Genomic DNA, 25705 nt, shown 5'->3' with positions numbered 1-25705 from the left:
TGCGCGACCAGCCCTCCACGGAGGCGCATGGACTCGCGCGCAGTTCCCTGCGCCCCTGTCTGTTCGCCCTCAGCGCGCTTCGACGGCGGCGCACTGCCACTGCTCGGTCCGCCGGTGTTGTTCAAGGCGGAAGGCGACCATGTGGTGGCGCGGCCCGAACTCCACCCGGACACACACCTCCAGCGCACCGGGCACCGGTGCCGAGTCGTAGACCCGCCCGAGCCGGTGACCGGTCACCCGGCCGCGCGGGCGCAGCGGGCCGCTCCGGACCAGGGCGGTGAGCTGCTGGTACCCGGGGACGGTGGTGTGGCGCTGGAGCTGCCCGGCCGGGCGCAGGCCGGTGAGGACCTCGACCAGGCGGTGCGCGAACCGGGTGGCGAGCTCGCCGTGGCCGCCGTGGGCCGGGGCGCAGGCGGCGCGCGGGTGCCGGGGGCGGCGGGGCTCGGCGGGCGCGGGCGCACAGGGGTGCGGGTGCGGCGTACGGGCCGGGCGGCGGGCGTGCGGGTGTCCGGTGGCGTGCACCAGGGGGCGGACGCGCGGGGCGTGCAGCGCGGTGAGGTGCCGTACGGCTGCGGTCTCGACCATGTGCGGAACCTCCTGGGTGCTGTCACCATCTGTCGGGGTCCTTGCTACCCGGGCCCGGAGGCGGCGGCAACGACCCTCTCCCCGGCGTCGGGCGGGACCGGACGTGTCACCTATCCGGGTGATGTCCGGTGGGGCTCCGGCGGCGTGGACGGTGCCGATCGGGCATCCGGTTGACGTACGTCGGCGGCCGACGGCGCACGAAGGGGGACGCACGCCGGGCAAACTTCGCGTTGCGGCCCCGTTGCGGCGACGGTCCTACCGTCCGGTAGGAAGGAGGATCGGGGGAAGACGATCCGGAGAGGCGGCAGCGGCATGGTGACTCAGGCTTCGACCCAGGCTTCGAGCGGCGAGGGCCTGCTGGCATCGCGCGACGGCGTACGGCGCGGACTGGTGCTGGGCGGGGGCGGCATGCTCGGTGCGGCCTGGACGGTCGGGGCGCTGTGCGCGGTCGAGGAGGCCACGGGATGGCAGCCGGGGGAGGCCGAGGTGATCCTCGGGACCTCGGCGGGATCGATCCTGGGCACCATGCTGGCCGCCGGTGTGCGGTCCGAGGAGTTGCGGGACCACCAGCGCGGCCTGCCGGTCGTCACCGGCCCGCTGGCCGGGGTGGAGTTCGACTACGACACCGCCGCCGGTGGTGCGCTGCCGCCCCGCCCCCGGCCCGGGATCGGCTCGCCGGGTCTGCTGAGGGACGCCGTACGGCACCCGAGCGAGTACCCCTTCCTGACCATGGTCTCCGCCGTCGTGCCGACCGGACGCGGCTCGGTCGCACCGGTCGGCGAGCTGGTGCGCGGCCTGATGGGATCGGACGGCTGGCCGGCCGGGTCCGGACTGCGGGTGGCGGCCGTGGACTACCGGACGGGCCGCCGGGTGACCTTCGGCGACCCCGAGGCGCCGGCCGCCGAGGTGGCCGAGGCGGTGATGGCCTCCTGCGCGATCCCGGGCTGGTTCGCCCCGGTGAACGTGAACGGCAGCCAGTACGTCGACGGCGGCTGCTGGTCGGCCACCAACGTGGACCTGATGGTGGGCCGTGGCCTGGACGAGGTGTACGTGCTCGCGCCGATGGCGCTGCGCCTGCACCCGGCCGGGCGGGCCGAGACGGGGCGCGGGACGGTCGCCGCACTGCGGGAGTGGCGGGCCAGGGACCGGCCGAAGGGCGTGCTGGCCCAGCTGGTCAGCCGCTACCGCCGGGCGGTGACGCGCCAGATGCTGCGCGAGGCCCGGATCCTGCGGGCGGCCGGCACCCGGGTGCAGCTGCTCGCGCCGACGCTGGAGGACCTGGCAGTGATGGGCCCCAACATGATGGACCCGGCCCGCCGTGGCGACGTCCTGGAGACGGCGCTGCGGACCAGCCGGGCCGCCCTGGCGGCCAGTCGGTGACCGGTGAGGGCCGGCCGCTGACGCGTGATGGACGGTCACGTGCGCCCTATTCTTGGGGGGAAGCGTGAAGTCCACCGATGAACCGGAGCCCCCCGATGCGCGTGTACGTGCCCACCACCTTGAACGGCCTGGCGGCGGCGCACCCGGGCGGTGTCCTGGACCAGTCGGTGGCCTACGCCGTGACACCCGCGCTGCGCGAGTGGTACGTCAGCGACGACCTGGAGGAGCTGGAGTACGCGGCGCTCAACCGGGCCGCCCAGGCCTCGCTGCGGCTGCTCGCCGAGGACCAGGCGGCTCCCCGCCGCCGGGTGGTGGTCGCGGTCGAGGTGGCGGACTCCGCGGTGGCGCCGTTCGCCGGTGACGAGTACCAGGACCAGGGCTCGCTCGGCCGGGTGGTGCTGAAGGGCCCGCTCCCGCTGGCCAAGGCCGCCGCCGTGCACGCCGACGTGGAGGACGCGGACGTGACCGGCGAGATCGCGGCCGCCGCCGAGGCGATCGCGGCCGCGGACAAGGGCGACAGCGACGCCCAGTTCACCGTGGACGGGGCGGAGGACCACGAGCTGCTCTGGTTCGCGACGCAGGAGATCCCCGCTCTCCTTGGCTGATTGTCGGTGCGGCCGGTTACCGTTCCTGGGTGCGTACTCACATCGTCTGGGACTGGAACGGCACGCTGCTGCACGACATGGAGGCAGTGGTCGCCGCGAGCAATGCCGCCTTCGCGACGCTCGGCATGGCGCCGATCACGGTCGAGCGCTACCGCGAGCTGTACTGCTTCCCGATCCCGAAGTTCTACGAGCTGCTGCTCGGCCGGGTGCCCAGCCGGAGTGAGTGGGAGGTACTCGACGCGACCTTCCAGGAGCACTACAGCGAGCTGAGCGTCTCCTGCGGTCTGACGGCGGGCGCGCGCGAGCTGCTGGCGGAGTGGGTCGCGGCGGGGCGGAGCCAGTCGCTGCTCTCGATGCACGAGCACCACAGGCTGGTCCCGCAGGTGCGCGCGCACGGGATCGAGAGGCACTTCGTCCGGGTGGACGGCCGGGTCGGCACCTCCGAGGGCGAGGGGAAGAGCGTCTACCTGCAGCGTCATCTGGAAGCCCTCGGCGCCGTGGTGGACCCGCGCCGCACCGTGCTGATCGGTGACGCCGCGGACGACGGGATGGCCGCGCTGGCCGCCGGGGCCAGGGCCGTGCTGTACACCGGCGGTTCGCACACCCGGGCGAAGCTGGAGCCGCTCGGCGTCCCCGTGGTGGACAGCCTCGCCGAGGCGGTGGAGCTCGCGGAGCAGCTCGTGGCGTGAGCCCCCTGCGGTAAGGGCGTGTCACCTCGGTCGAATCGGCGCGAACTCGTCAATCTGGGATTGACGTACGTACCGAGACAGGCCGGAGACGACATGCCCATCGACGCGGTGACACAGGTGCCGGTCCCCAGCAACGAGCCTGTGCACACGTACGCGCCCGGCAGCCCGGAACGCGAGCGGCTCGAGCGGAGGCTGGACGAGCTGGCCGCCGAACAGATCCCGCTGCCGATGACGATCGCGGGGGAGCAGCGCTTCGGCGGTGGCGAACGGGTCGACGTCGTCCAGCCGCACCACCACGCCGCCAAGCTGGGGGTCCTCGGCCATGCCACCCGCGAGGACGCCAGGCTGGCCGTGGACGCGGCGCTCGCGGCGGCACCCGGGTGGCGCTCACTCTCCTTCGACGACCGGGCGGCCGTCTTCCTCCGGGCGGCCGACCTGCTGGCGGGGCCCTGGCGGCAGACGCTGAACGCGGCCACCATGCTCGGCCAGTCCAAGACCGTCCAGCAGGCCGAGATCGACTCGGCCTGCGAGCTGATCGACTTCTGGCGCTTCAACGTGCACTTCGCCCGGCAGATCCTGGCCGACCAGCCGCAGTCCTCCCCCGGGGTGTGGAACCGCACCGACCACCGGCCGCTGGAGGGCTTCGTCTACGCGATCACGCCGTTCAACTTCACCGCGATCGCGGGGAACCTGCCGACCGCGCCGGCGCTGATGGGCAACACGGTGGTCTGGAAGCCCTCGCCCACCCAGACTCTCTCCGCCTTCTACCTGATGCGGGTGCTGGAGGCGGCCGGGCTGCCACCCGGGGTGATCAACATGGTGACCGGGGACGGGCAGCAGCTGTCCCAGGTGGCGCTGGCCGACCCGGCGCTGGCCGGTCTGCACTTCACCGGATCGACCGGGACGTTCCAGGCGCTGTGGAGGACCATCGGCGCCAACATCGGCTCCTACCGGTCGTACCCGCGGATCGTCGGCGAGACCGGCGGCAAGGACTTCCTGCTCGCGCACCGCTCGGCCGATCCGGAGATCCTGAGGACGGCCATGATCAGGGGCGCCTTCGAGTACCAGGGCCAGAAGTGCTCGGCGCTGTCCCGGGCGTACCTGCCGCGCAGCCTCTGGCAGAGGATCAGGGACGACTTCCTGGCCGAGGTCGACGCGCTCACCGTCGGCGATGTCACCGACCTCTCCAACTTCATGGGCGCGCTGATCGACGCCCGTGCCTACGCCAAGAGCACCGCCGCGATCGAACGGGCCAAGCAGGACCCGGCCGTGGAGCTGGCGGCGGGCGGCCAGTACGACGACGCCATCGGCTGGTTCGTCCGGCCGACGGTCCTGGTCTCCTCGGACCACGGCAACGAGATGTTCCGGACCGAGTACTTCGGGCCGATTCTCGCCGTCCACGTCTACGAGGACGCCGGCTGGGAGGAGGCGTTGGCCCGGGTCGACTCGGGATCGCCGTACGGGCTGACCGGCGCGGTGTTCGCGCAGGACCGCTTCGCGATCGCCCAGGCCGTCGAGCAACTCCGCTTCGCCGCGGGCAACTTCTACATCAACGACAAGCCGACCGGCGCGGTGGTCGGGCAGCAGCCCTTCGGCGGCGGGCGGGCCTCGGGGACCAACGACAAGGCGGGCGCGGCGCAGAACCTGCTGCGCTGGACCTCGGCGCGCTCGATCAAGGAGACCTTCGTGCCGCCGACCGACCACCGCTACCCGCACATGGGCTGAGATGCGACCATCCGTCGACCACCGTCGGTGACAATGCTCCGAGGGACAACCCGAGTCCATGAGGGGGGAGTTGTGCCCATGGTGGAGCGCACGGGCGAGGGCCGGCTGCTGGCCGTCAGCGACCTGCACATCTCGTACGAGGCCAACCGGGAGATCGTCCGCGAGCTGCGGCCCACGTCACCGGACGACTGGCTGCTGGTCGCGGGCGACGTGGCGGAGCGGGTGGAGGACGTCGAGTGGGCCCTGGGCCTGCTCGCCTCGCGCTTCGCCCAGGTGGTCTGGGCGCCCGGCAACCACGAGCTCTGGACCCACAACAGCGATCCGGTCCGGCTGCGCGGCGTGGCCAGGTACGAGCGGCTGGTGGAGGTCTGCCGGGGCCTGGGCGTGCTCACCCCGGAGGACCCGTACCCGGTCTGGGACGGAGTCGGCGGGCCGGTCCGGGTGGCACCGCTGTTCGTGCTGTACGACTACACCTTCCGGCCGCCGGGCACGGCCTCCAAGGAGGAGGGCCTGGCGTACGCGCAGCGCACCGGCGTGGTGTGCGCCGACGAGTTCATGCTGCACCCGGATCCGTACCCGAGCCGGGAGGCCTGGTGCGCCGCGAGGGTGGAGCTCACGGCCCGGCGGCTCGCGGAGTGCCCGCCCGGGGTGCCGCTGGTGCTGGTCAACCACTATCCGCTGGTGCGGGACCCCACCCGGGTGCTGCGCTTCCCCGAGTTCGCCCAGTGGTGCGGCACCGAGGCCACGGGGGACTGGCACCGCCGGTTCCCGGTGGCGGCGGTGGTCTACGGGCACCTGCACATCCCGCGCACCACCTGGCACGACGGTGTGCGCTTCGAGGAGGTCTCGCTCGGGTATCCGCGGGAGTGGCGCAGCCGGGCCCCCGGTCGTCCGCTGCTGCGCGAGATCCTGCCGGTCGGGGACGCCGATCCTGTCAGGAGCTGACACACTCCGACCTGCAGTTTGGACAAGGTGGACAGGACGGATCGATCTTCCTGCGGCTTTGTGCCTCCATGTCCCCTGACACCTTCGTTTCAGCCAGTTAGGCTGACTGGCGTCGTCGGGTGGCTCCGCAGGCCAAAAGTCCCTAGTACCCAGGCGAAGAGCAACTTATGCGTGGCATGAGTGCTTTTCATCCGGAATATGGGGGAGGATTGCGGACAGACCCGGCGGTGTACGCCCAAACACCACCGAGTCACGCAACGGCGCGCGACAGGAGCCTAGAAGCCATGCAGACCAAGCTGGACGCAGCCAAGGCCGAACTGCTCACGAAGGCAGCAGCAGCCGCTGAGAACAGCCAGGTGGGGGGAGCGGCGCCAGGAGAGGGTCTGAGCAACGGTGCTCTGACCGCGTACCTGCACCACTACTACCTCCACACCGCGCCCGAGGACCTGGTCGACCGCGATCCGGTCGACATCTACGGCGCGGCCGCCTCCCACTACCGGCTCGGGCTCAAGCGCCCGCAGGGCACCGCCGAGGTCCGGGTGTACACCCCGACCGTCGAGGAGAACGGCTGGGCCTGCGGTCACACCGTGGTCGAGGTCGTCACCGACGACATGCCCTTCCTGGTCGACTCGGTCACCAACGAGCTGACCCGCGAGGACCGCGGCATCCACGTCGTCATCCACCCCCAGCTGGCCGTACGCCGTGACATCACCGGCAGGCTGCTGGAGATCCTGGACCTCGACGCCTGCTCCCGCAGCCAGGCCGCCGGCACCGACTGGCCGGCCGACGCGGTGGTCGAGTCCTGGATGCACATCGAGATCGACCGTGAGACGGACCGCGAGGACCTCCACTCGATCGAGGCCAACCTGCGCCGCGTGCTCGGCGACGTCCGCGAGGTCGTCGAGGACTGGTCCAAGATGCGCGACAGCGCGCTCCGGCTCGCCGACGAGCTCGCCGAGGAGCCCCCGGCCCACCTGCCCGAGCAGGAGGTCGGCGAGGCCTGGGAGCTGATGCGCTGGCTCGCCGACGACCACTTCACCTTCCTCGGCTACCGCGAGTACGACCTGGCCGAGCACAAGGGCGAGGAGGTCCTGAAGGCCGTCCCCGGGACCGGCCTGGGCGTCCTGCGCTCCGACCCGCTCAACCACGACACCGACCACCACCCGGTCAGCGAGGCCTTCGGCCGCCTGTCCGCCCCCGTCCGGGCCAAGGCGCACGAGAAGAAGCTGCTCGTCCTGACCAAGGCCAACAGCCGCGCGACCGTGCACCGCCCGGCCTACCTGGACTACGTCGGCGTCAAGAAGTTCGACGCCAACGGCGAGCCGATCGGCGAGCGCCGCTTCCTCGGGCTGTTCTCCTCCGCCGCGTACACCGAGTCCGTCACCCGCATCCCGGTGGTCCGCCGCAAGGTCCAGGGAGTCCTGGGCGGCTCCGGCTTCAGCAGCGACAGCCACGACGGCCGCGACCTGCTGCAGATCCTGGAGACCTTCCCCCGGGACGAGATCTTCCAGACCCCGGCCGAAGAACTGCTCTCCATCGCGACCAGCGTGCTCTACCTGCAGGAGCGCCGCCGGCTGCGGCTGTTCCTGCGCCAGGACGAGTACGGGCGCTACTTCTCCGCGCTGATCTACCTGCCGCGCGACCGCTACACCACCCGCATCCGCGAGCGCCTGACGGACATCCTCAAGACGGAGCTCAACGGGGACACGATCGACTACACGATCTACTCCACCGAGTCCGTCCTGACCCGTCTGCACTTCGTCGTCCGGGTCGCCAAGGGCAGCGAGCTCCCGCAGCTCACCGAGGCCGAGATCGAGCGGATCGAGGCCAAGCTGGCCGAGGCCGCCCGGTTCTGGATGGACGGCTTCCACGACCAGCTGCACATCGAGCTGGGCGAGGAGAAGGCCGCCGAGCTCGGCCGCAAGTACGCCAACGCCTTCCCGGACGGCTACCGCGCCGACTTCACCGCCCGCACCGCCGTCTCCGACCTCAAGCAGATCGAGTCCCTGCACGGCGAGGGCGACTTCCGGCTGAACCTCTACCAGCCGGTCGGCGCCGGCGACGACGAGCGCCGCTTCAAGATCTACCGCGTCGGCGGCCCGATCTCGCTCACCGAGGTCCTGCCGGTCCTCCAGCGCCTGGGCGTCGAGGTGCTCGACGAGCACCCGTACGCGCTCACCCGCTCCGACCACACCACCGCCTGGGTGTACGACTTCGGGCTCAAGCTGCGCGAGGCCACCGGGCTGAGCGACGCGGCCCGCGAGCGCTTCCAGGAGACCTTCGCGGCCACCTGGACGGGCAAGGCCGAGAACGACCGCTTCAACGAGCTCGTCCTCACCGCCGGGCTGACCTGGCGTCAGGCCGTGGTGCTGCGCGCCTACGCCAAGTACCTCCGCCAGGCCGGGAGCACCTTCTCCCAGGACTACATGGAGGACGCGCTCCTCAACAACACCCACACCACCCGGCTGCTGGTCAACCTCTTCGAGGCCCGCCTGAGCCCCAGCCACCAGCTGGGCGCGCAGGAGCTGACCGAGGGCATCATCGAGGAGCTGTCCGGCGCGCTCGACGAGGTCGTCTCGCTGGACGAGGACCGCATCCTGCGCTCCTTCCTGCACCTGATCAAGGCCACCCTGCGGACCAACTTCTTCCAGCACGCCGGTGACGGCGAGTGGCACGACTACGTGTCGATGAAGTTCGACCCGCAGGCCATCCCGGACCTGCCGGCGCCGCGCCCGGCCTTCGAGATCTGGGTCTACTCGCCCCGGGTCGAGGGCGTGCACCTGCGCTTCGGCAAGGTCGCGCGTGGCGGTCTGCGCTGGTCCGACCGCCGCGAGGACTTCCGGACCGAGATCCTCGGCCTGGTCAAGGCCCAGATGGTCAAGAACACCGTCATCGTCCCGGTCGGCGCCAAGGGCGGCTTCGTCGCCAAGCAGCTCCCGGACCCGTCGGTGGACCGCGACGCGTGGCTGGCCGAGGGCATCGCCTCGTACAAGACCTTCATCTCGGCGCTGCTCGACATCACCGACAACCTGAAGGCCGGCGAGGTCGTCCACCCCGTCGACGTGGTCCGCCACGACGAGGACGACACCTACCTGGTGGTCGCCGCCGACAAGGGCACCGCGACCTTCTCGGACATCGCCAACGGCGTCGCCGAGTCGTACGGCTTCTGGCTGGGCGATGCCTTCGCCTCCGGCGGCTCCGCCGGGTACGACCACAAGGGCATGGGCATCACCGCCCGCGGCGCCTGGGAGTCCGTCAAGCGAAACTTCCGCGAGCTGGGCGTCGACACCCAGAGCGAGGACTTCAGCGTCGTCGGCATCGGCGACATGTCCGGTGACGTCTTCGGCAACGGCATGCTGCTCAGCGAGCACATCCGCCTGGTCGCCGCCTTCGACCACCGGCACATCTTCCTGGACCCGAACCCGGACGCCGCCGTCTCGTACGCCGAGCGCCGCCGGCTCTTCGACCTGCCGCGCAGCTCCTGGGACGACTACGACAAGTCGCTGATCTCGGCCGGCGGCGGGGTCTTCCCGCGCAGTGCCAAGGCGATCCAGCTCTCCCCGCAGGTGCGCGAGCGCCTCGGCATCGAGCAGTCCAAGCTCACCCCGGCCGAGCTGATGAAGGCCATCCTTCAGGCGCCCGTCGACCTGTTCTGGAACGGCGGCATCGGCACCTACGTCAAGGCCTCCACCGAGACCAACGCCGAGGTCGGCGACAAGGCCAACGACGCGATCCGCGTCGACGGCGGCCAGGTCCGCGCCCGCGTCATCGGCGAGGGCGGCAACCTCGGCTGCACCCAGCTCGGCCGCATCGAGTACGCGGCGGCGGGCGGCCCCGAGGGCACCGGCGGCTGGATCAACACCGACGCCATCGACAACTCGGCCGGCGTGGACACCTCGGACCACGAGGTGAACATCAAGATCCTGCTCAACCAGGTGGTCGCCGACGGCGACATGACGGTCAAGCAGCGCAACGCCCTGCTCGCCGAGATGACCGACGAGGTCGGACAGCTCGTCCTGCGCAACAACTACGCGCAGAACGTGGTGCTGGCCAACGCCGTCGCCCAGGCGAGCAGCATGGTCAACGTGCACGCCCGCATGATCAACCGCCTGGAGGCGGACGGGCAGCTCGACCGGGCCCTGGAGTTCCTGCCCGCCGAGAAGCAGATCCGCGAGCGTCAGCAGGCCGGGCGCGGGCTCTCCCAGCCCGAGCTGTCCGTGCTGCTCGCGTACACGAAGATCACGCTGGCCGAGGAGCTGCTCGCCACCTCGCTGCCCGACGACCCCTACTTCCGCAGCACACTGCACGAGTACTTCCCGTCGGCGCTGCGGGCGCGCTTCGCGGACGCGATCGACCGGCACCCGCTGCGCCGGGAGATCATCACCACCCTGATCGTCAACGACACGATCAACCGCGGTGGCTGCACCTTCGCCTTCCGCCTCCGCGAGGAGACCGGGGCGACGTACGAGGAGATCGCCCGCACCCACACGGCGGCCCGCGCGGTCTTCGGCCTGGAGCAGATCTGGGACGAGGTCGAGGGCCTGGACAACAAGGTGTCGGCCCGGATCCAGACCAGGATGCGGCTGCACTCCCGCCGGCTGGTCGAGCGGGCCACCCGCTGGATGCTCAACAACCGGCGCCAGCCGCTGGACATCGCCGCCACCATCGAGTTCTTCCACGACCGGGTCAACCTGGTCTGGGACAGCCTGCCCAAGCCGCTCCGCGGCGAGGACCTGGCCTGGTTCGAGTCGGTCTACCAGGAGCTCGCGGCGGCCGGAGTGCCGGACACCCTGGCCAACCGGATCGCGGGCCTCTCCTCGACCTTCCCGACCCTCGACATCGTCCAGGTCGCGGACCGCTCGGGCGGCGAGGTCACCGAGGTCGCGGAGCTGTACTACGACCTGGCCGACCGCCTGCAGATCACCCACCTGCTGGACCGGATCATCGAGCTGCCGCGCACCGACCGGTGGTCCTCGATGGCCCGCGCGGCCATCCGCGAGGACCTCTTCGCGGCCCACGCGGCGCTCACGGCCGACATCCTGGCCTGCGGCCCCGAGGGCGCCGCGCCCGAGGAGCGCTACGAGGCCTGGGCGGAGCTCAACTCCACCCTGCTCAGCCGGGCGAAGACCACCCTCGACGACATAAGAGGCTCGGACAACTACGAGCTGTCCAGCCTCTCCGTCGCGATGCGCGTGATCCGTACCCTGCTGCGGACGGGCTCGATGGGCTGAGGCTGATCGGCTGCGAGGGCGGGACCGTCTTGTACGGTCCCGCCCTCGCGTCGTTCCGGCGGGGTGACCACAGGGGCATATCCGATCCTGATCGGTTACCGGCTACTGCGCCGCCGCCCGCTGGAGGGCGCTGGCGAGGAGGGCGAGGTCGGTCGGGCCGTTGCCGAGTTCGCGGACGGGGCGGCGGGTCGGGGGCGTGCCCAGCTGGGCGGGGTCTATCGCGACGACGGTGGGGCGGAGCGTGGCCGTGCGGGGGATGCGGCCGCTGACGCGGGCGGTCTGGAAGGCCGTCACCCCGCCGTCGGGGCGGCGCAGGTAGCCGCGGCCGGGGGTGTCCTCGGCCAGCGCGGCGGCGTCGGCCAGGTGGATCAGCAGATCGGAGTCGGCCGGATCGGCGGTGCGCAGCGCGATCCGCAGCGCCGCCGCCTCGTCGATCTCGCTGCCGGCCGTCTGCTCCGGGGAGCCGGTGGCGGCCACCAGGTGCACGCCGAGCCGGCCGCCGCGCTGGGCGACGGCGGCGAGTGCCCGGGCGAGCGGGCGGCCCGCGGCGGAGGTGGGGGCCAGCAGCGCGTCGTAGTCGTCCACCACCACGACCAGCCGCGCGGGCACGGCGGTGCGGGCCTCCGGGGCCGTACGGGGGGCAGCGATCCGGATGCTCACGGGCGCGCTGCCCGCGCTGCCCGCCGTCACCAGCGAGGGCGCGTGGTTCAGCGCGCGGGCGGTGTGCCAGGACGCGAAGTCCAGCTTGCCGAAGAGCGCCTCGCGGTGCGCCAGCTCGTCCAGCAGGGACTCCGCGGCGAGCATCGCCTGCCGGGGGTCGGCCGCGGCGTCCACGTGGCCGGTGACGTGCGGGAGGTCGGTGCAGCTGCGCAGGCCCGCCTGATCGTCGGAGGTGGCGGAGCCCTCGATGACGGTGATGCCGAGCCGCTCGGGCCGGTCCGAGACGGCGAGCGAGGCGATCAGGGTGCGGAGCAGTTCGGTCTTGCCCGCGCCCTTGGCGCCGCCGACCAGCAGGTGCGGGCCGCCCGGCTCCTCGGGCGAGGTCAGGTCCGGGTCGGCGAGGTCGATGGTGCAGAGGTCGTCGCGGCTGGTGCCGAGCAGGGCCGTGGCGGTGCCGGGAGTGGTGGGCAGTGCGGCCCAGCGGGCGGAGAGCTTGGCGGGGGTGACGGTGTCCAGGCGGAGCAGGTCGAGCAGGCGCAGCGCGCCGGGCAGGGGCCCCCGGGCGGCGGGAGCGGCCTCGCAGAGCGGGGCGAGCACCCGGGCCAGCCGCTCGGCCCAGGCGGGGGAGACGGCGTCCAGCGAGACCTCGTCCACCAGCTCACGCCCGCCACCGGCCGGCCGCTCGACGGTGAGCTGGGTGGCGACCTCGCCGGTGACCAGCGCGGTGGCGCCGAGGCCGACGGGGAGATCATCGGCGTGCTCGGCCAGGCAGACCGGGAAGACGCCGAGGGCCGGGCCCTGCTGCAGCAGCAGCTCCAGGGCCTCCCGGACGGCGGGGGTGGCGGGGGTGCCGTCCACCACGAGCACGGTGGCGGGCGGGCCCGAGGCGGCGTCGGTGGCGGTCAGCTCGGCGAGCCGGGCCTGGGTCTGCTCGGGGCCGAAACCGACCAGCAGCCGGCAGTCCTGCCCGTGCGCGGGCCGTAGGTGCGGCAGCCACAGCGCCCAGGACCAGTCCACCGCCTGCTCCTCCTGTTCGCTGACCAGCACGATGCCCAGGCCGCTCGGCGGGTGCAGGGCGGCCAGCTGTGCCACCACGGCGCGGGCCAGCCCGGCGAGGCGCGCCCGGGGCCCGGCCAGGCCGAGGCTGCCCGCGATCTGCAGGTCGATGGTGACGGGAACGGCGGGCAGCACCGTGCCGGGGGCCGTACCGGGCCCGCCCGGCCGGTCGGCAGTGCCCAGGCGGAGCGTCAGCGCGTCGGGGTGGGCCGGGCCGCGCTCCCAGAGCCGTGGTCCTGAGCCGAGCGCGGTGAGCAGCACGGAGGCCAGGTCGGGCCAGCGCTCCCGCTGGGCGGCGGCCTGCCTCACCCGGGCGGCGGCGTGCTGCTGGGCCGCGCTGGGGGCCTGGTCGGCGGCGCCCGAGCGGCCGAGGGTACGGGAGAGCAGGGCCCGGGCCCTGCCGCCGGCGGCGGGCGGCTCGGGGGTGGCGGCCGGGGCGGGCGCGGCGAGCGCGGCCTTGGCCGGGGGCGCGGGGGCGAGCTGGAGGTGGCCGAGGCCGTCCGGTACGGCCTGCCTGGGCGACCCTGAGATCTCCCCGATGTCCGGACGCGCGACCAGGAGGGTGGACTCGCCGACGCGGAGCAGGCCGCCCTCGGGGAGTTCGGCGGCCTCGTCGCGCAGGAAGCGCCCGTCGAGGACGGTGCCGTTGGTCGAGCCGAGGTCACGGACCGTCACCCGGCCGTCGGGGCCCAGGTGCAGGGAGAGGTGCAGCCGGGAGACGTCCGGATCGTCGAGCGGGACGTCGGCCTCGCTGGACCGGCCGACCCGGATCTCCTCGCCGTGCAGCCGGTGGACGCCGCCCGCGTCGGGCCCGCCGACGATCCGCAGCTCGGCGGTGGCGGGGTGGACGGTGTCGTCGGCGTCCGGGTCGGGCTCGTTGAGCGAGAGGACGGCGCCGTCCAGCAGCGGGGGGTGCCCGAGCAGGGTCTGTTCGTCGACCCGACGGCTACCGGCGTACAGATGCACATGGGTGGCCGAGCGCGGGCCGCGTACGCCCACTGCGCCCGCCAGTGCGCCCGCGACCGCGCCGAGTGCCGTCCCGACCGGCGCCGTCACCAGCACGTCGGTGGACGATCCGGCCGCGGCCGGGCCGCTGCGCGGTCGGAGGACGGTCAGCCGGATCTGCATCTCGCCCGTGGTCCCTTCTGCTCGTGTCTGCCTGTGCTGACGCTGCGGTGGGAGTGACGCCAAGGGGCCACAAGAGTGGTGTCTGCCATCCTGCCACTCGGGACGGACAGTGCGCGCACGGTACCGGATTTGACGATCTTGCGATGATCGCCATGGTGGAGCCGACGGACAGTCAGGTCAACCCGGGCGTGTCGGGCCGTACGTGGACCGATCGTCCGACTCTCAGAGGCACCGCCGGTTGGTGCACCGATCAGGATGGGGCATCCCAGGGGCGCGTGGGGGTACCTCCCGGCCGAAGGCTGGGGGAGAACTGCGCGATGCGGGAGGATACAGGCCGTTGCCTTCCGATCTCGCGCAGTTCTCCGCGCCCCTGTGGTCGGCCCGCTGCCTCGCCGGCTGGCGGACGCCCTAGGGGATGCCCCTGGGCCGCCGGGTGAAGCACGCTCGCGGTTGCCTCGGAAACCTGCGCGGACACCGTTAGAGTTGCCGAAAACACGGGCCCGGCAACCCGTCGCGACAACAGGAGTGCACAGGTGCGGCCAGTCGGCAGCAAGTATCTGCTCGAGGAGACCCTCGGGCGCGGGGCCACCGGCACCGTATGGCGTGCCCAGGTGCGCGAGGACGTCAGCGTGCCCGGCATCGAGCCCGGCCGTCCCGTCGCGATCAAGGTGCTGCGCGAGGAGCTGGCGGCCGACCCCGACGTGGTGATGCGCTTCCTGCGCGAGCGCTCGGTGCTGCTGCGGCTCAACCACCCGAACATCGTCCGGGTCCGCGACCTGGTGGTCGAGGGCGAGCTGCTGGCCCTGGTGATGGACCTCGTCGAGGGCCCCGACCTGTTCCGCTACCTGCGCGGCAACGGCCCCTTCAGCCCGATCGCGGGCGCCCTGCTGATGGCCCAGATCGCCGACGCGCTCGCCGCCAGCCATGCCGACGGCGTGGTGCACCGCGACCTCAAGCCCGCGAACGTGCTGCTCGCCACGAGCACCGTGGACGGCAGCGAGCAGATGCACCCGATGCTCACCGACTTCGGCATCGCACGCCTCGCCGACTCCCCGGGCATCACCCGCACCCACGAGTTCGTCGGCACCCCCGCGTACGTCGCCCCGGAGTCCGCCGACGGCCGCCCGCAGACCTCCGCCGTGGACGTCTACGGCGCCGGGATCATGCTGTACGAGCTGGTCACCGGCCGCCCGCCGTTCCAGGGCGACAACCCGGTGGCGGTCCTGCAGGCGCACCTGCGGCAGGACCCGGAGCGCCCCCGCACCATGCCCGAGCCGGTCTGGACGGTGATCGAGCGCTGCCTGCGCAAGAACCCGGCCGAGCGGCCCGGCGCGGTCTCGCTGGCCAACGCCCTGCGGGTGGTCGCGGCGGGCATCGGCGTGCACGCCTCCCCGGCCGCGGTGGACGCGGCCCTGGAGGTCGGCGCGCTGCTGCTGCCCGACCCGCGGCCGGCCGCCGAGCCCGGACCGGTCGAGGGCTCAGCCGACCCGACCCAGGTGCTCCCGGCGGGGGCGGGGTACGCCCAGGTGTTCGGCGCCGAGGACCGTACGCAGGTGATGAGCGCCCCGCAGGGCTCGGCGGACCGCACCAGGGTCATGCCCCCGATGCCCCCCATGCCGTCGTCCGCGCCCGCCGCGCCCGCCGCCACGCCCCCGCAGCCCGAGTCGCCGCACCCGTGGCAGACCCAGCTGCGCGCCGCCCGCGACCGCAACCAGCAGACCGAGGTCGGCTACTTCGACCCGCAGGAGCTCGCGGCCCCGCAGGTCGCGCCCCGCCCGTACCAGCGGCCTCCCCAGCCCCAGCAGCCCCAGGGCCCCGCCGGCTACGCCCAGCGGCCGCCGGTCGCCCCGCCGCCGTACCAGGCGAACCAGGGCGGCCCGGCAGGCCGGCCGGCCCAGCCGCAGCCGTACGGGCAGCCGCAGTACCAGCAGCCCCAGGGCTACCCGCCGCCGCAGCCGTACCAGCAGCAGGCGGCCCCGCAGGGCTACCCGCCGCCGGCTCCGCAGCCCGTCCCGGCCCGCCGCCCCGAGCCCGCGCCCGCGCGTCGGCCCGAGCCGCCCGCCCCGCAGCAGCGGGAGCCGCAGCCCGCCCGCGAGCCGCGCCGCCGCAGCCGGAACCGGATGTACATCCCGGGTCTCGGCTGCCTCAAGGGCTGCCTGATGGTGCTGCTGATCCTGGCCGTCGCGGCGGCCGCGCTCTGGAACTTCACGGATCTGCCGGTCTACTGGGACAACGTCCGGACCTGGTTCAACAGCGTCAGCGACTGGTTCAAGAGCGTCAACGGCAGCTGACGGCGGTTCGCACGCGATTTTGGCGCTTTGTCGACACTTCGCAATTTTTCCCGTCAAGTAGCGTGCGCCGGAAGCCCTTCAGCGTCCCCCGGAGGGCTTCCGGGCGCGTAGGTTGGTCGCTGACGCACCGACCTACCGAGCGCACAGATGGCCGTGCGCTCCCGCCGCCTACGGAGCAGCAGCATTGGCACGCAAGATCGGCAGCCGGTACACCGTGCACCAGGTGATCGGCAGGGGATCCGCCGGGGCCGTGTGGCTCGGCGAGGGCCCGGACGGACCGGTGGCAGTCAAACTGCTGCGTGAGGACCTGGCGTCCGACCAGGTCCTCGTCGGCCGCTTCATCCAGGAGCGCGCGGCCCTCACCAGCCTCGACCACCCCCGGGTGGTCGGCGTGCGCGACATGGTGGTGGACGGCAGCGACCTCGCCCTGGTGATGGAGCTGGTCCAGGGCACCGACCTGCGCTCCCGCCTCGAACGCGAGGGCGTCTTCTCCCCGCAGGCGGCCGTCTCGGTGATCGCCGACGTCGCCGACGGCCTCGCCGCCGCCCACGCGGCCGGGATCGTCCACCGTGACGTCAAGCCGGAGAACGTCCTGCTCGACCTGGCCTCCACGCCCGGCCCGGGCGGCGCCCCGCGCGCCAAGCTCACGGACTTCGGCATCGCCCGCCTGGTCGACGCCCCGCGCCGCACCCGCGCCACCCGCATCATCGGCACCCCCGACTACCTCGCCCCCGAGATCATCGAGGGCCTGGAGCCCCGCGCCGCCGTCGACATCTACGCCCTCGCGACCGTGCTGTACGAGCTGCTCGCGGGCTTCACGCCGTTCGGCGGCGGGCACACCGGCGCCGTCCTGCGCCGGCACGTCACCGAGAGCGTGCCGCCCGTACCGGGCCTGCCGGACGGCCTCTGGCGGATCATCGCCGAGTGCCTCGCCAAGGCCCCCGCCTCCCGGCTGCGCGCCGCCGAGCTCGCGGACCGGCTGCGCGAGCAGCTCCCCGGGCTGACGGATCTGCCGCCCCTGGCCGTCCCGTCCCAGCGCACCCCCGCCGAGGAGGTGCTCACGCCCGGCGAGGCGGTGTACGCCGAGATCGACGCGGGCCCCGGCACCCACCGGCGCCGCCGCGGCCCGGCCGTCCCGCTGGTCCCCGGCCCGTCCCCCGACTCCACCCGCGACACCCACACCAGCCTGCGCCGCCCCTCGGCGCAGGAGCTGGCCTCGTACGCCGCCGAGTCGCAGGCCCAGCGCAGCACCGCGGGCCAGGGGGGCCACCGCAAGGGCCGCCGGGCCCTGGTCCGGCGGCGCAGGATGCTGGCCGTGCTGCTGGCCGTGCTGCTGCTGCTCGCGGGGGCGGCGGCAGCCTTCACCGCCTTCGCCGCGGACGGCTCCGCAGGCCGGGCCGCGGGCCTGCCGATTCCGTCCCGGATGCTGCACGGGCCACCGTTGTAGCCGAGTCGCTCGCCGGAGCCATTAGGCTGGTGGTGTGGCAGCCGTCGATCCTTCCGAAGAGCTCAAGAACCTCGAGACGACCATGGGGTCGATCGAGGCCGTCCTCGACCTGGACAAGATCCGGGCCGACATCGAACGCCTCGAGGAGGAGGCAGCCGCCCCCAACCTGTGGGACGACCTCGCGAACGCACAGAAGGTCACCAGCCGTCTGTCCTTCCTGCAGGGTGAGCTCCGCAAGGTGCAGACGCTGCGCGGGCGGGTCGACGACCTCGCCATCCTCTTCGAGCTGGCCGAGTCCGAGGACGACGCCGACACCCTCGCCGAGGCGCTGACCGAGCTCACCTCGGTCCAGAAGGCCGTCGAGGAGCTGGAGGTCCGTACCCTCCTCTCCGGCGAGTACGACGCCCGCGAGGCCCTGGTCAACATCCGGGCCGAGGCCGGTGGCATCGACGCCGCGGACTTCGCCGAGCAGCTGATGCGGATGTACCTCCGCTGGGCCGAGCGGCACGGCTACCCGACCGAGGTGTACGACACCTCGTACGCGGAGGAGGCCGGCATCAAGTCCGCGACCTTCTCGGTGAAGTCGCCGTACGCCTACGGCACGCTCTCGGTCGAGCAGGGCACCCACCGCCTGGTGCGCATCTCGCCCTTCGACAACCAGGGCCGCCGCCAGACCTCCTTCGCGGGTGTCGAGGTGCTCCCGGTCGTCGAGCAGAGCGACCACGTGGACATCGACGAGTCCGAGCTGCGGATCGACGTGTACCGCGCCTCCGGCCCCGGCGGCCAGGGCGTCAACACCACCGACTCGGCGGTCCGGATCACCCACCTGCCGACGGGCGTTGTGGTCTCCTGCCAGAACGAGCGCTCGCAGATCCAGAACAAGGCCTCCGCGATGAACGTCCTCCAGGCCAAGCTGCTGGAGCGGCGCCGCCAGGAGGAGCGGGCCCTGATGGACTCGCTCAAGGGCGAGGGCAGCTCCTGGGGCAACCAGATGCGCTCGTACGTGCTGCACCCGTACCAGATGGTCAAGGACCTGCGCACCGAGTACGAGGTCGGCAACCCGCAGCAGGTGCTGGACGGCGACATCGACGGCTTCATCGAGGCCGGCATCCGGTGGCGCAAGCAGAGCGAGATCGCCGCCGCCGAGTAGTCCGCACGAGTAGTCGCAGACGAGCAGGCCGCAGATGCGAGGAAGGGCCCCGGGATCGCTCCCGGGGCCCTTCTCGTGTCACGTCGTAGCTGGTCAGGCCAGCGCCTGCCGGGCGATCAGTGCCACCGCCAACAGGCCCGCGAGCAGTGCGAGCAGGGCGGCGGGGGACAGCGCGGCGAACGGACCCTGCTGCTCCTGCAGCCGGGCGCGGTTGGCGCGGCACACCGGGCATCGGCCGTCACTCACGCGGCCGTTGCAGTTGGCGCACACCAGATGGTCGCAGGTCATGCGATCTCCTCCTTGCTGCTACAACCAACGCACCGGACGGGCTTCTGGTTCCTTCCCTTGCCCTGTGCGGGGTAGCGGCCAACCTGAGCCGCTCTGCTGTTTACCACTGTGCCAGGTTCCGGGCGATCCGGCCCCCGGGCCCGGCGACCCGGCCCTTCAATCAAGGCCGGAACTGTGAAATCGCTCGTATTTTTCGGGGCAAACCGGGGCATTAACCACCATTTCCAAGCCCGCTCGGCGGGCGCAGCCTGCGAGTCGACAGGTGCTTCGCGTATGGTCCCTGGCTGGAGGAGTGGCAGACGGCCGCTCCTGCCGTCCGCTCCAGGCCTGACGCAGGGGGCGGAACCGACCGAGGAACGGCGCCGCGCGGCCGCACCTTCCGGCCTCGAAGTAACGATCGGGTCACGGAAGTTCGGCCGAGCCGGTCGCCATTCCACCTAGGATGGCCTCCGTGATGCAGCCGTGATCAGATTCGACAACGTCTCCAAGACCTATCCCAAGCAGAACCGTCCCGCCCTGTCGGACGTCTCGCTCGAGATCGAGAAGGGCGAGTTCGTCTTCCTGGTCGGCTCCTCCGGCTCGGGCAAGTCCACCTTCCTGCGACTGTGCCTGCGCGAGGAGCGGCCGAGCACCGGCGAGGTGCACGTGCTGGGCAAGGACCTCGGCAAGCTGTCCAACTGGAAGGTGCCGCACATGCGGCGCCAGCTGGGCACCGTCTTCCAGGACTTCCGCCTCCTCCCCAACAAGACCGTTGCGCAGAACGTCGCGTTCGCCCTCGAGGTGATCGGCAAGCCGAAGAGCGCCATCAACAAGGTCGTCCCCGAGGTGCTCGACCTGGTCGGCCTCGGCGGCAAGGAGGACCGGATGCCCGGCGAGCTCTCCGGTGGTGAGCAGCAGCGCGTGGCGATCGCCCGGGCCTTCGTCAACCGCCCGATGCTGCTGATCGCGGACGAGCCGACCGGAAACCTCGACCCGCAGAACTCGGTCGGCATCATGAAGCTGCTCGACCGCATCAACCGCACCGGCACGACGGTCCTGATGGCCACGCACGACCAGGCCATCGTCGACCAGATGCGCAAGCGAGTCATCGAGCTCGACAAGGGGCTGCTGGTCCGCGACCAGGCCCGCGGCGTCTACGGCTACCAGCACTGAGCTGCCCGCTGCGCCCGCCCGCCTCGTTGCCCCACCTGCATTGACCCTGGAGTGAGATAAAAGATGCGCGCCCAGTTCGTCCTGTCCGAGATCGGCGTCGGTCTCCGCCGCAACCTGACGATGACCATCGCGGTCGTCGTCAGTGTTGCGCTCTCGCTCGCCCTCGCCGGTGCCAGCCTCCTGGTCCGGGACCAGGTCAACTCGATGAAGGGTTACTGGTACGACAAGGTCGAGGTGAGCATCTACTTCTGCACCAAGTCCGATGCCACGTCCTCGGCGCAGTGCGCCCGCGGCGCGGCCACCGACCAGCAGATCCAGGACGTCAAGGTCCAGTTGGACAAGATGCCGCTGGTGCAGACCTCGACCTTCGAGAGCTCCGCGGAGGCGTACAAGCGCTGGAAGGAGACCAACCCGGACAACCCGCTGCTCGCCGCCGTCGGCGCCGAGGCGATGCCGCAGTCCTGGCGGGTGAAGCTCTCCGACCCCACCAAGTACGACGTCGTGCAGAGCGCCTTCGCGGGCAAGCCGGGCGTGAAGTCCGTCGAGGACCAACGGAAGATCCTGGAGAACCTCTTCGGTCTGCTCAACGGCCTGCAGACGGCGGCCTTCGTCATCATGGTGCTGATGCTCTTCGTTGCGCTGCTGCTGATCGTCAACACCGTCCGGGTGTCGGCCTTCAGCCGACGGCGTGAGACGGGCATCATGCGCCTGGTCGGCGCCTCGAACTTCTACGTCCAGATGCCGTTCATCGCCGAGGCCGCGTTCGCCGCGCTGCTGGGCGCGGTGATGGCCTCGGGGCTCCTTCTGGCCGGGCACTTCTTCGTGCAGAACTTCCTGGCCGAGCGGGTGCAGTTCATCCACTTCATCGGGCTCTCCTCGGTGCTGACGGTGATCCCGCTGCTGGTCGTGGTCGGTATGGGGATGGCTGCCGTCGCGGCCTTCTTCACGCTGCGCAAGTACCTGAAGGTCTGACGCCGGGCCCCATCGCAGCCCCGGACGGCACTGCGCCGTCCGGGGCTGCGGTGCGCCCGGCCCAGGCGTTTCGCCCCCGTCCGGGGGCGCGGCGCCTAGACTCCGTTGCCATGCCAGTGACTCAGCGCCGCGCACGCCAGGGGGCCACGCTCACCCTGGTGTTCGGCGCTGTGCTGATGGCCGGCGCCGCCACCGGGGCGTGGAGCGAGCCGGCCCCTGTGCCCCAACTCTCCTCCTCGGACGCGGCCGTACGGCTGGCGGCGGGGGAGGACCCGGCCGGCGCCGAGCTCTCCCGGCAGCAGGCCGAGCAGCTGCTCGCCGCCGGGGGCGACCCGTGGGCCGCGTACTACAGCCCCGAGGCCTACGCGGAGTTCACCCTCGGCCGGTACCTCGGGGTGGGGCTCTCGGTGGGCCGCGCCCAGGACGGCACCACGGCCGTCTCGCAGGTGCACCCGGCCGGGCCCGCTGCCCTCGCGGGCATCGCCGCGGGGGACCGGCTGCTGCACATCGACGGCGTCCAGGCCGACCGCCTGCCGGTCACCGAGGTGGTGGCCCGGCTGCGCGGGCGCAGCGACGGCCGGCAGGCCGGCTCGACCGTGTCGCTGACCGTCCAGCGCCAGGGCGGCCCGGTCCGCGAACTGGTGCTGCACCGGGCGGTGCTCGCAGCCCAGGAGGTGGCGGTGGAGCACCCGCGCCCCGGCGTCGCCCGGATCGCGGTCCGCGGCTTCACGAGCGGTGTCGCCGAGCAGGTACGGGCCGCCGCGAGCGGGGCGCAGGGCGTCGTACTGGACCTGCGGGGCAACTCCGGCGGGCTGGTCGAGGAGGCGGTCGCCACCGCCTCGCTGTTCCTGGACGGCGGCCCGGTCGCCTCGTACGAGTCACGCGGCGAGCGGCGCGAACTGACCGCGACCAGGGGCGGCGACACGGCGACGCCGCTGGTGGTGCTGGTCGACGGCGGCACGATGAGCGCGGCCGAACTCCTGGCCGGCGCCCTCCAGGACCGATGTCGCGCCGTCCTGGTGGGCTCGCGCACCTTCGGCAAGGGCACCGTGCAGCAGCCGAGCCGACTCGCCGACGGCTCCGTCCTGGAACTCACCGTCGGCCGCTACCGCACCCCCGCCGGCCGCTCCCCGGACGGCACCGGCCTGGCGCCGGACGTCCCCCAGCAGGCCGGGCTCTCCCCGGCCGGGGCCGTACAGCTTGCCGACACCGTCCTGTCCGGTCTCGGCCGACGCTGACCTCGTGAAGGTCCGGCTCCGGACTGTCCCGGTTGTGTGACGGGGCGTTGTTCCTGGGACGGGTGCGCTTACGATGAGCCGTCCACCCGGCCAACGTCCGCCGGGCGGTGTGGAATCTGCCACCGCTGTCCCCCACAAGCGGGCTGCCCGAGCAGGACCGCCGGGACCTGATGTCCCTGGTCAGCTGGGAACGGGCGCACAGCTCCTACCTGGGGGTCGCCACGGCCGCCGCCGTGCTCGGCGCCGGCACCGGCATCCTCAGGGCCCCGGCCCAGACCCGCGTCTGGGTCGCCGTCGGCATGGTGGCCCTGTTCGCCGTGCTGTTCGCCGTCCGCACGCTGGTCAGGAAGGCCCGCCGTGAGGGAGTCGAGCGGGCCCGTACGAAGTGGGGGCCGGGCGGCGCCGGGCCGCTGCCGACGCACCAGTTCTGACCGGCCACCGAAACTCCCGCCCGAAGAGAGCCCATGCCTGTCGCCCCCGAGTACCAGGTCGCCTTCGAACTTCCCCCGGACTTCCGGGAGATCCTGATCGGCGCCGACGATGAAGAGATCCGCACCGCCGTGCACGACCGGGTCGGTGCCGACCGGATCGAGGACGTGCCCGGGCTGCTCCTCAAGCAGATGGTGACCGAGTACCGGCGGGCCTCCTGGCAGATGGCGGCGGCCGGGGCTTTCTACTCGGCCTCCTGCTTCGGGCTCATCGAGGAGGGGCGCCCCTCCAGCGCCTCGGTGCTGCTCGCGCACCAGGAGGCGGACTGCTCGGACCCGGAGACGACGGTCGCGGGCATCATCGAGATCCGCACCCGCGAGGACCACGCCGAGCGGCGGCAGGTGGGGCGCTACGAGCTGCCGTGCGGCCCGGCCGCCGTCGAGATCGAGCTGGGCGCCGGGATGGTGATCCCCGCGGAGCTCTCCCCGACCGGTGAGGACGAGCCGATCCCGGTGGCCACCCTGCAGGCGTGGATCCCCGTGCCGAGGACCGCGGACCCGAGCGGCCGCAGCCTGACCGTGCTCACCTTCAGCACCCCGGCGGTCCACGACTGGGAGACGTACTGCCCGGTGGTCGTGGAGATGCTGCGCACGGTCAGCTTCACCGGCGCGGGGGAGCCGGCCCAGGCCGCACCGGCCGTCCCCTCCCCCCGGATCAGCGACGCCTTCGGCTGACCCGCCGCTAAAGGGGCTGCCGAGCACCGCGCGGAAGTGCGAGAATGACCGCGCTATGGCAAAGGAAACGGGACAGAAGCTGATCGCGCAGAACAAGAAGGCGCGGCACGAGTACACCATCCTCGACACGTACGAGTGCGGCCTGGTGCTCACCGGCACCGAGGTGAAGTCACTCCGTGAGGGGCGCGCCAACCTGGTCGACGGGTATGCGTACGTCCAGGGCCACGAGGCCTGGATCGACAACGTCTTCATCCCGGAGTACACCCAGGGCACCTGGACCAACCACGCGGCGCGGCGCAAGCGGAAGCTGCTGCTGCACAAGCTGGAGATCCGCAAGATCGAGTCCAAGGTGAAGGAGACCGGGCACACCCTGGTGCCGCTCTCCCTCTACTTCAAGGACGGCCGGGTCAAGCTGGAACTGGCGCTCGCGGTCGGCAAGAAGCTGTACGACAAGCGCCAGACCCTGCGGGAGAAGCAGGACACCCGCGAGACGGCCCGTGCGGTCGCCGCGGCCCGCCGTCGGCAGCGCTGACGGGCGGTCAACTGTCGCAGTTCCGTCCCAAGGTTGCCGGTGGGCGGCCTCGATGGCGGTCCGGCTGGGGTGTGTAAGTACGATCATCGGGTGAATGTGTCGCTGCTGCACGGCTGGTTCCCACTGTCGATGAAGGTGCTGGCCGTCCTGGCGCTGTTGGTCACGATCGCGTGGCGGGACAGGGTTTGGCGCCTGCGAAGACTGCCCTTGGCGCTGGCCGCGGCCACCCTGCTCACCGTCCTCGTGGCGCTGTCGGTGGTCTACCTGTCCGGGAACACCGACCCGCTGCCGATCGGGCTGTGGCTCTGGATCGGTGTCGGCCTCGCCGCCGTGGCCGTGCTCGTCGCGGGTTGGCGCGGCAACAAGTGGTGGCAGTGGGTGGCCGGCCCGGTGGCGCTGGTGCTGGCCTTCGTCACCGCTGCCAACGCGCTGAACATCTACACCGGCTACTACCCGACCGTGAACGACGCGATCGGCGAGCTGACCGGTGAACCGCTGCCGGACCAGGTCCCCTTCGCCCAGCTCGGCTCGGTGACCGGGGAAACCCGTAAGGGGCGCGTCATCAGCGTGACCATCCCCTCCACCAAGAGCGGCTTCACCCACCGGCGGGAGCTGGTGTATCTGCCCCCCATCTGGTTCCGCAGCGCGCAGCGGCCCAAGCTGCCCGTGATGATGATGATCGGCGGCGAGTACTCCACCCCCGAGAACTGGGTCCGCACCGGCCACGCCGTCGAGACCGCGGACGCCTACGCCGCCAAGCACGACGGTTTCGCACCCATCCTGGTCTTCCCCGACGCGACCGGGGGGTTCAAGAACGACACCGAGTGCGTGAACGGACCGGCGGGCAACTCCGAGGACCATCTGGTCAAGGACGTACCGCCGTTCATCATCAAGACCTTCGGAACGGCGGCGGACTCCAGGAAGTGGGGAGTCGGCGGCTGGTCGATGGGCGGCACCTGTGCGCTGACCCTGGTCGTCACCCACCCCGGGCTCTTCGGGCACTTCTTCGACGTCTCCGGGGACACCCGCCCCAACCTGGGCGGCCGCAAGCAGTCGGTCGAGCAGTTGTTCGGCGGGGATGCGGCGGCGTACGACGCCCATGACCCGATCACCGCCATGGCCAGGCACGGGCAGTACAAGAACGTCTCGGGCTGGTTCGAGATAGCCGACGGCGAGCCGCAGCGGCTGCCCACCACGAAGAAGCTCGAGGAGGCCGCCAACCAGGCGGGGATCACCACCAGGATGACCGTCCAGCACGGCGGGCACACCTGGCAGTTCGGTGCCGACGCCTTCAAGCGTGCGCTGCCCTGGCTCACCCAGCAGCTGACCACGGCCGGCGGGCAGACCGGTACGCCCTCGGCGGCTCCCACCCCTTAATGAGCTGGACCCTTGCCCGTCACTGCGCGTACCATGGCTCAAGCATCACCGGGAAGGGCGACCGACCCGGAGCTGTTTGTCAAAAAAACAT

19 protein-coding genes are annotated in these 25705 nt (G+C 72.1%); 16 read left to right on the top strand and 3 right to left on the bottom strand.

Features of this window, described 5'->3' with window-relative positions:
• Nucleotides 1–69: 69 nt before the first annotated feature.
• Entirely contained in the window at nucleotides 70–585 is a 516-nt protein-coding gene (locus FB465_RS12870; protein ID WP_145790418.1) for an Rv3235 family protein, read from the bottom strand.
• A 312-nt stretch (nucleotides 586–897) separates the two neighbouring features.
• On the opposite strand from FB465_RS12870, the gene FB465_RS12865 reads away from it, so the two are divergent.
• The 6 genes from FB465_RS12865 (at nucleotide 898) to FB465_RS12840 (ending at nucleotide 11160) form a co-directional block, all read left to right on the top strand.
• Entirely contained in the window at nucleotides 898–1965 is a 1068-nt protein-coding gene (locus FB465_RS12865) for a patatin-like phospholipase family protein (RefSeq protein WP_145790417.1), read from the top strand.
• 95 nt (nucleotides 1966–2060) lie between these two features.
• Nucleotides 2061–2570 (top strand): DUF6912 family protein, encoded by a 510-nt coding sequence (locus tag FB465_RS12860; RefSeq protein ID WP_145790416.1) that lies wholly within the window; start codon nucleotides 2061–2063, stop codon nucleotides 2568–2570.
• A gap of 29 nt (nucleotides 2571–2599) precedes the next feature.
• On the top strand, nucleotides 2600–3259 hold the full coding sequence (locus FB465_RS12855; protein WP_281292337.1) for an HAD family hydrolase: 660 nt from the start codon (nucleotides 2600–2602) through the stop codon (nucleotides 3257–3259).
• Between the two features lie 99 nt (nucleotides 3260–3358).
• Nucleotides 3359–4984: an L-glutamate gamma-semialdehyde dehydrogenase gene (pruA, locus tag FB465_RS12850; protein WP_145797310.1), complete on the top strand. Its 1626-nt coding sequence runs from the start codon at nucleotides 3359–3361 to the stop codon at nucleotides 4982–4984.
• 78 nt (nucleotides 4985–5062) lie between these two features.
• Complete coding sequence (locus tag FB465_RS12845; RefSeq protein WP_145790414.1) at nucleotides 5063–5929, top strand: metallophosphoesterase family protein; 867 nt, start codon at nucleotides 5063–5065, stop codon at nucleotides 5927–5929.
• Nucleotides 5930–6213: 284 nt separating this feature from the next.
• Nucleotides 6214–11160, top strand: a complete 4947-nt coding sequence (locus FB465_RS12840) for an NAD-glutamate dehydrogenase (RefSeq protein WP_145790412.1) — start codon at nucleotides 6214–6216, stop codon at nucleotides 11158–11160.
• 102 nt (nucleotides 11161–11262) lie between these two features.
• Here the strand turns inward: FB465_RS12840 and FB465_RS12835 are convergent, their stop codons facing one another.
• Complete coding sequence (locus FB465_RS12835) at nucleotides 11263–14004, bottom strand: FtsK/SpoIIIE domain-containing protein (protein ID WP_145790410.1); 2742 nt, start codon at nucleotides 14002–14004, stop codon at nucleotides 11263–11265.
• 533 nt (nucleotides 14005–14537) lie between these two features.
• On the opposite strand from FB465_RS12835, the gene FB465_RS12830 reads away from it, so the two are divergent.
• From FB465_RS12830 to prfB, 3 genes are all read left to right on the top strand, one after another.
• A complete protein-coding gene (locus FB465_RS12830) occupies nucleotides 14538–16295 on the top strand; it encodes a serine/threonine-protein kinase (protein WP_145790408.1) in 1758 nt (585 codons plus the stop codon).
• Between the two features lie 184 nt (nucleotides 16296–16479).
• Nucleotides 16480–17742: a serine/threonine-protein kinase gene (locus FB465_RS12825; RefSeq protein WP_145790407.1), complete on the top strand. Its 1263-nt coding sequence runs from the start codon at nucleotides 16480–16482 to the stop codon at nucleotides 17740–17742.
• A 34-nt stretch (nucleotides 17743–17776) separates the two neighbouring features.
• A complete protein-coding gene (gene prfB, locus FB465_RS12820) occupies nucleotides 17777–18892 on the top strand; it encodes a peptide chain release factor 2 (RefSeq protein ID WP_145790405.1) in 1116 nt (371 codons plus the stop codon).
• Between the two features lie 93 nt (nucleotides 18893–18985).
• Here prfB and FB465_RS12815 read toward each other — a convergent pair whose 3' ends face one another.
• Complete coding sequence (locus tag FB465_RS12815; protein ID WP_145790403.1) at nucleotides 18986–19180, bottom strand: hypothetical protein; 195 nt, start codon at nucleotides 19178–19180, stop codon at nucleotides 18986–18988.
• A 462-nt stretch (nucleotides 19181–19642) separates the two neighbouring features.
• Between FB465_RS12815 and ftsE the strand changes: the two genes are divergently transcribed.
• The 7 genes from ftsE to FB465_RS12780 all read left to right on the top strand — a co-directional run bounded on the left by ftsE (nucleotide 19643) and on the right by FB465_RS12780 (nucleotide 25614).
• Complete coding sequence (gene ftsE, locus FB465_RS12810; protein WP_073923013.1) at nucleotides 19643–20332, top strand: cell division ATP-binding protein FtsE; 690 nt, start codon at nucleotides 19643–19645, stop codon at nucleotides 20330–20332.
• Between the two features lie 63 nt (nucleotides 20333–20395).
• On the top strand, nucleotides 20396–21304 hold the full coding sequence (gene ftsX / locus FB465_RS12805; RefSeq protein ID WP_145790401.1) for a permease-like cell division protein FtsX: 909 nt from the start codon (nucleotides 20396–20398) through the stop codon (nucleotides 21302–21304).
• Nucleotides 21305–21414: 110 nt separating this feature from the next.
• Nucleotides 21415–22542 (top strand): S41 family peptidase, encoded by a 1128-nt coding sequence (locus tag FB465_RS12800; RefSeq protein ID WP_145790399.1) that lies wholly within the window; start codon nucleotides 21415–21417, stop codon nucleotides 22540–22542.
• A gap of 107 nt (nucleotides 22543–22649) precedes the next feature.
• Nucleotides 22650–22973: a hypothetical protein gene (locus FB465_RS12795; RefSeq protein ID WP_145790397.1), complete on the top strand. Its 324-nt coding sequence runs from the start codon at nucleotides 22650–22652 to the stop codon at nucleotides 22971–22973.
• A 33-nt stretch (nucleotides 22974–23006) separates the two neighbouring features.
• Nucleotides 23007–23705, top strand: a complete 699-nt coding sequence (locus FB465_RS12790) for a hypothetical protein (RefSeq protein ID WP_145790395.1) — start codon at nucleotides 23007–23009, stop codon at nucleotides 23703–23705.
• Between the two features lie 55 nt (nucleotides 23706–23760).
• On the top strand, nucleotides 23761–24237 hold the full coding sequence (gene smpB, locus FB465_RS12785) for an SsrA-binding protein SmpB (RefSeq protein ID WP_145790393.1): 477 nt from the start codon (nucleotides 23761–23763) through the stop codon (nucleotides 24235–24237).
• A 90-nt stretch (nucleotides 24238–24327) separates the two neighbouring features.
• Nucleotides 24328–25614 carry an alpha/beta hydrolase gene (locus tag FB465_RS12780; protein ID WP_145790391.1) on the top strand — a complete coding sequence of 429 codons (1287 nt, stop codon included), beginning with the start codon at nucleotides 24328–24330 and terminating at the stop codon, nucleotides 25612–25614.
• The last annotated feature ends 91 nt before the right edge of the window (nucleotides 25615–25705 follow it).

It is taken from the genome of Kitasatospora atroaurantiaca, from assembly GCF_007828955.1.
GTDB lineage: Bacteria > Actinomycetota > Actinomycetes > Streptomycetales > Streptomycetaceae > Kitasatospora > Kitasatospora atroaurantiaca.
The sequence above is the reverse complement of the archived record's forward strand: the minus strand, read 5'-3'. Positions and strand labels throughout refer to the sequence as shown.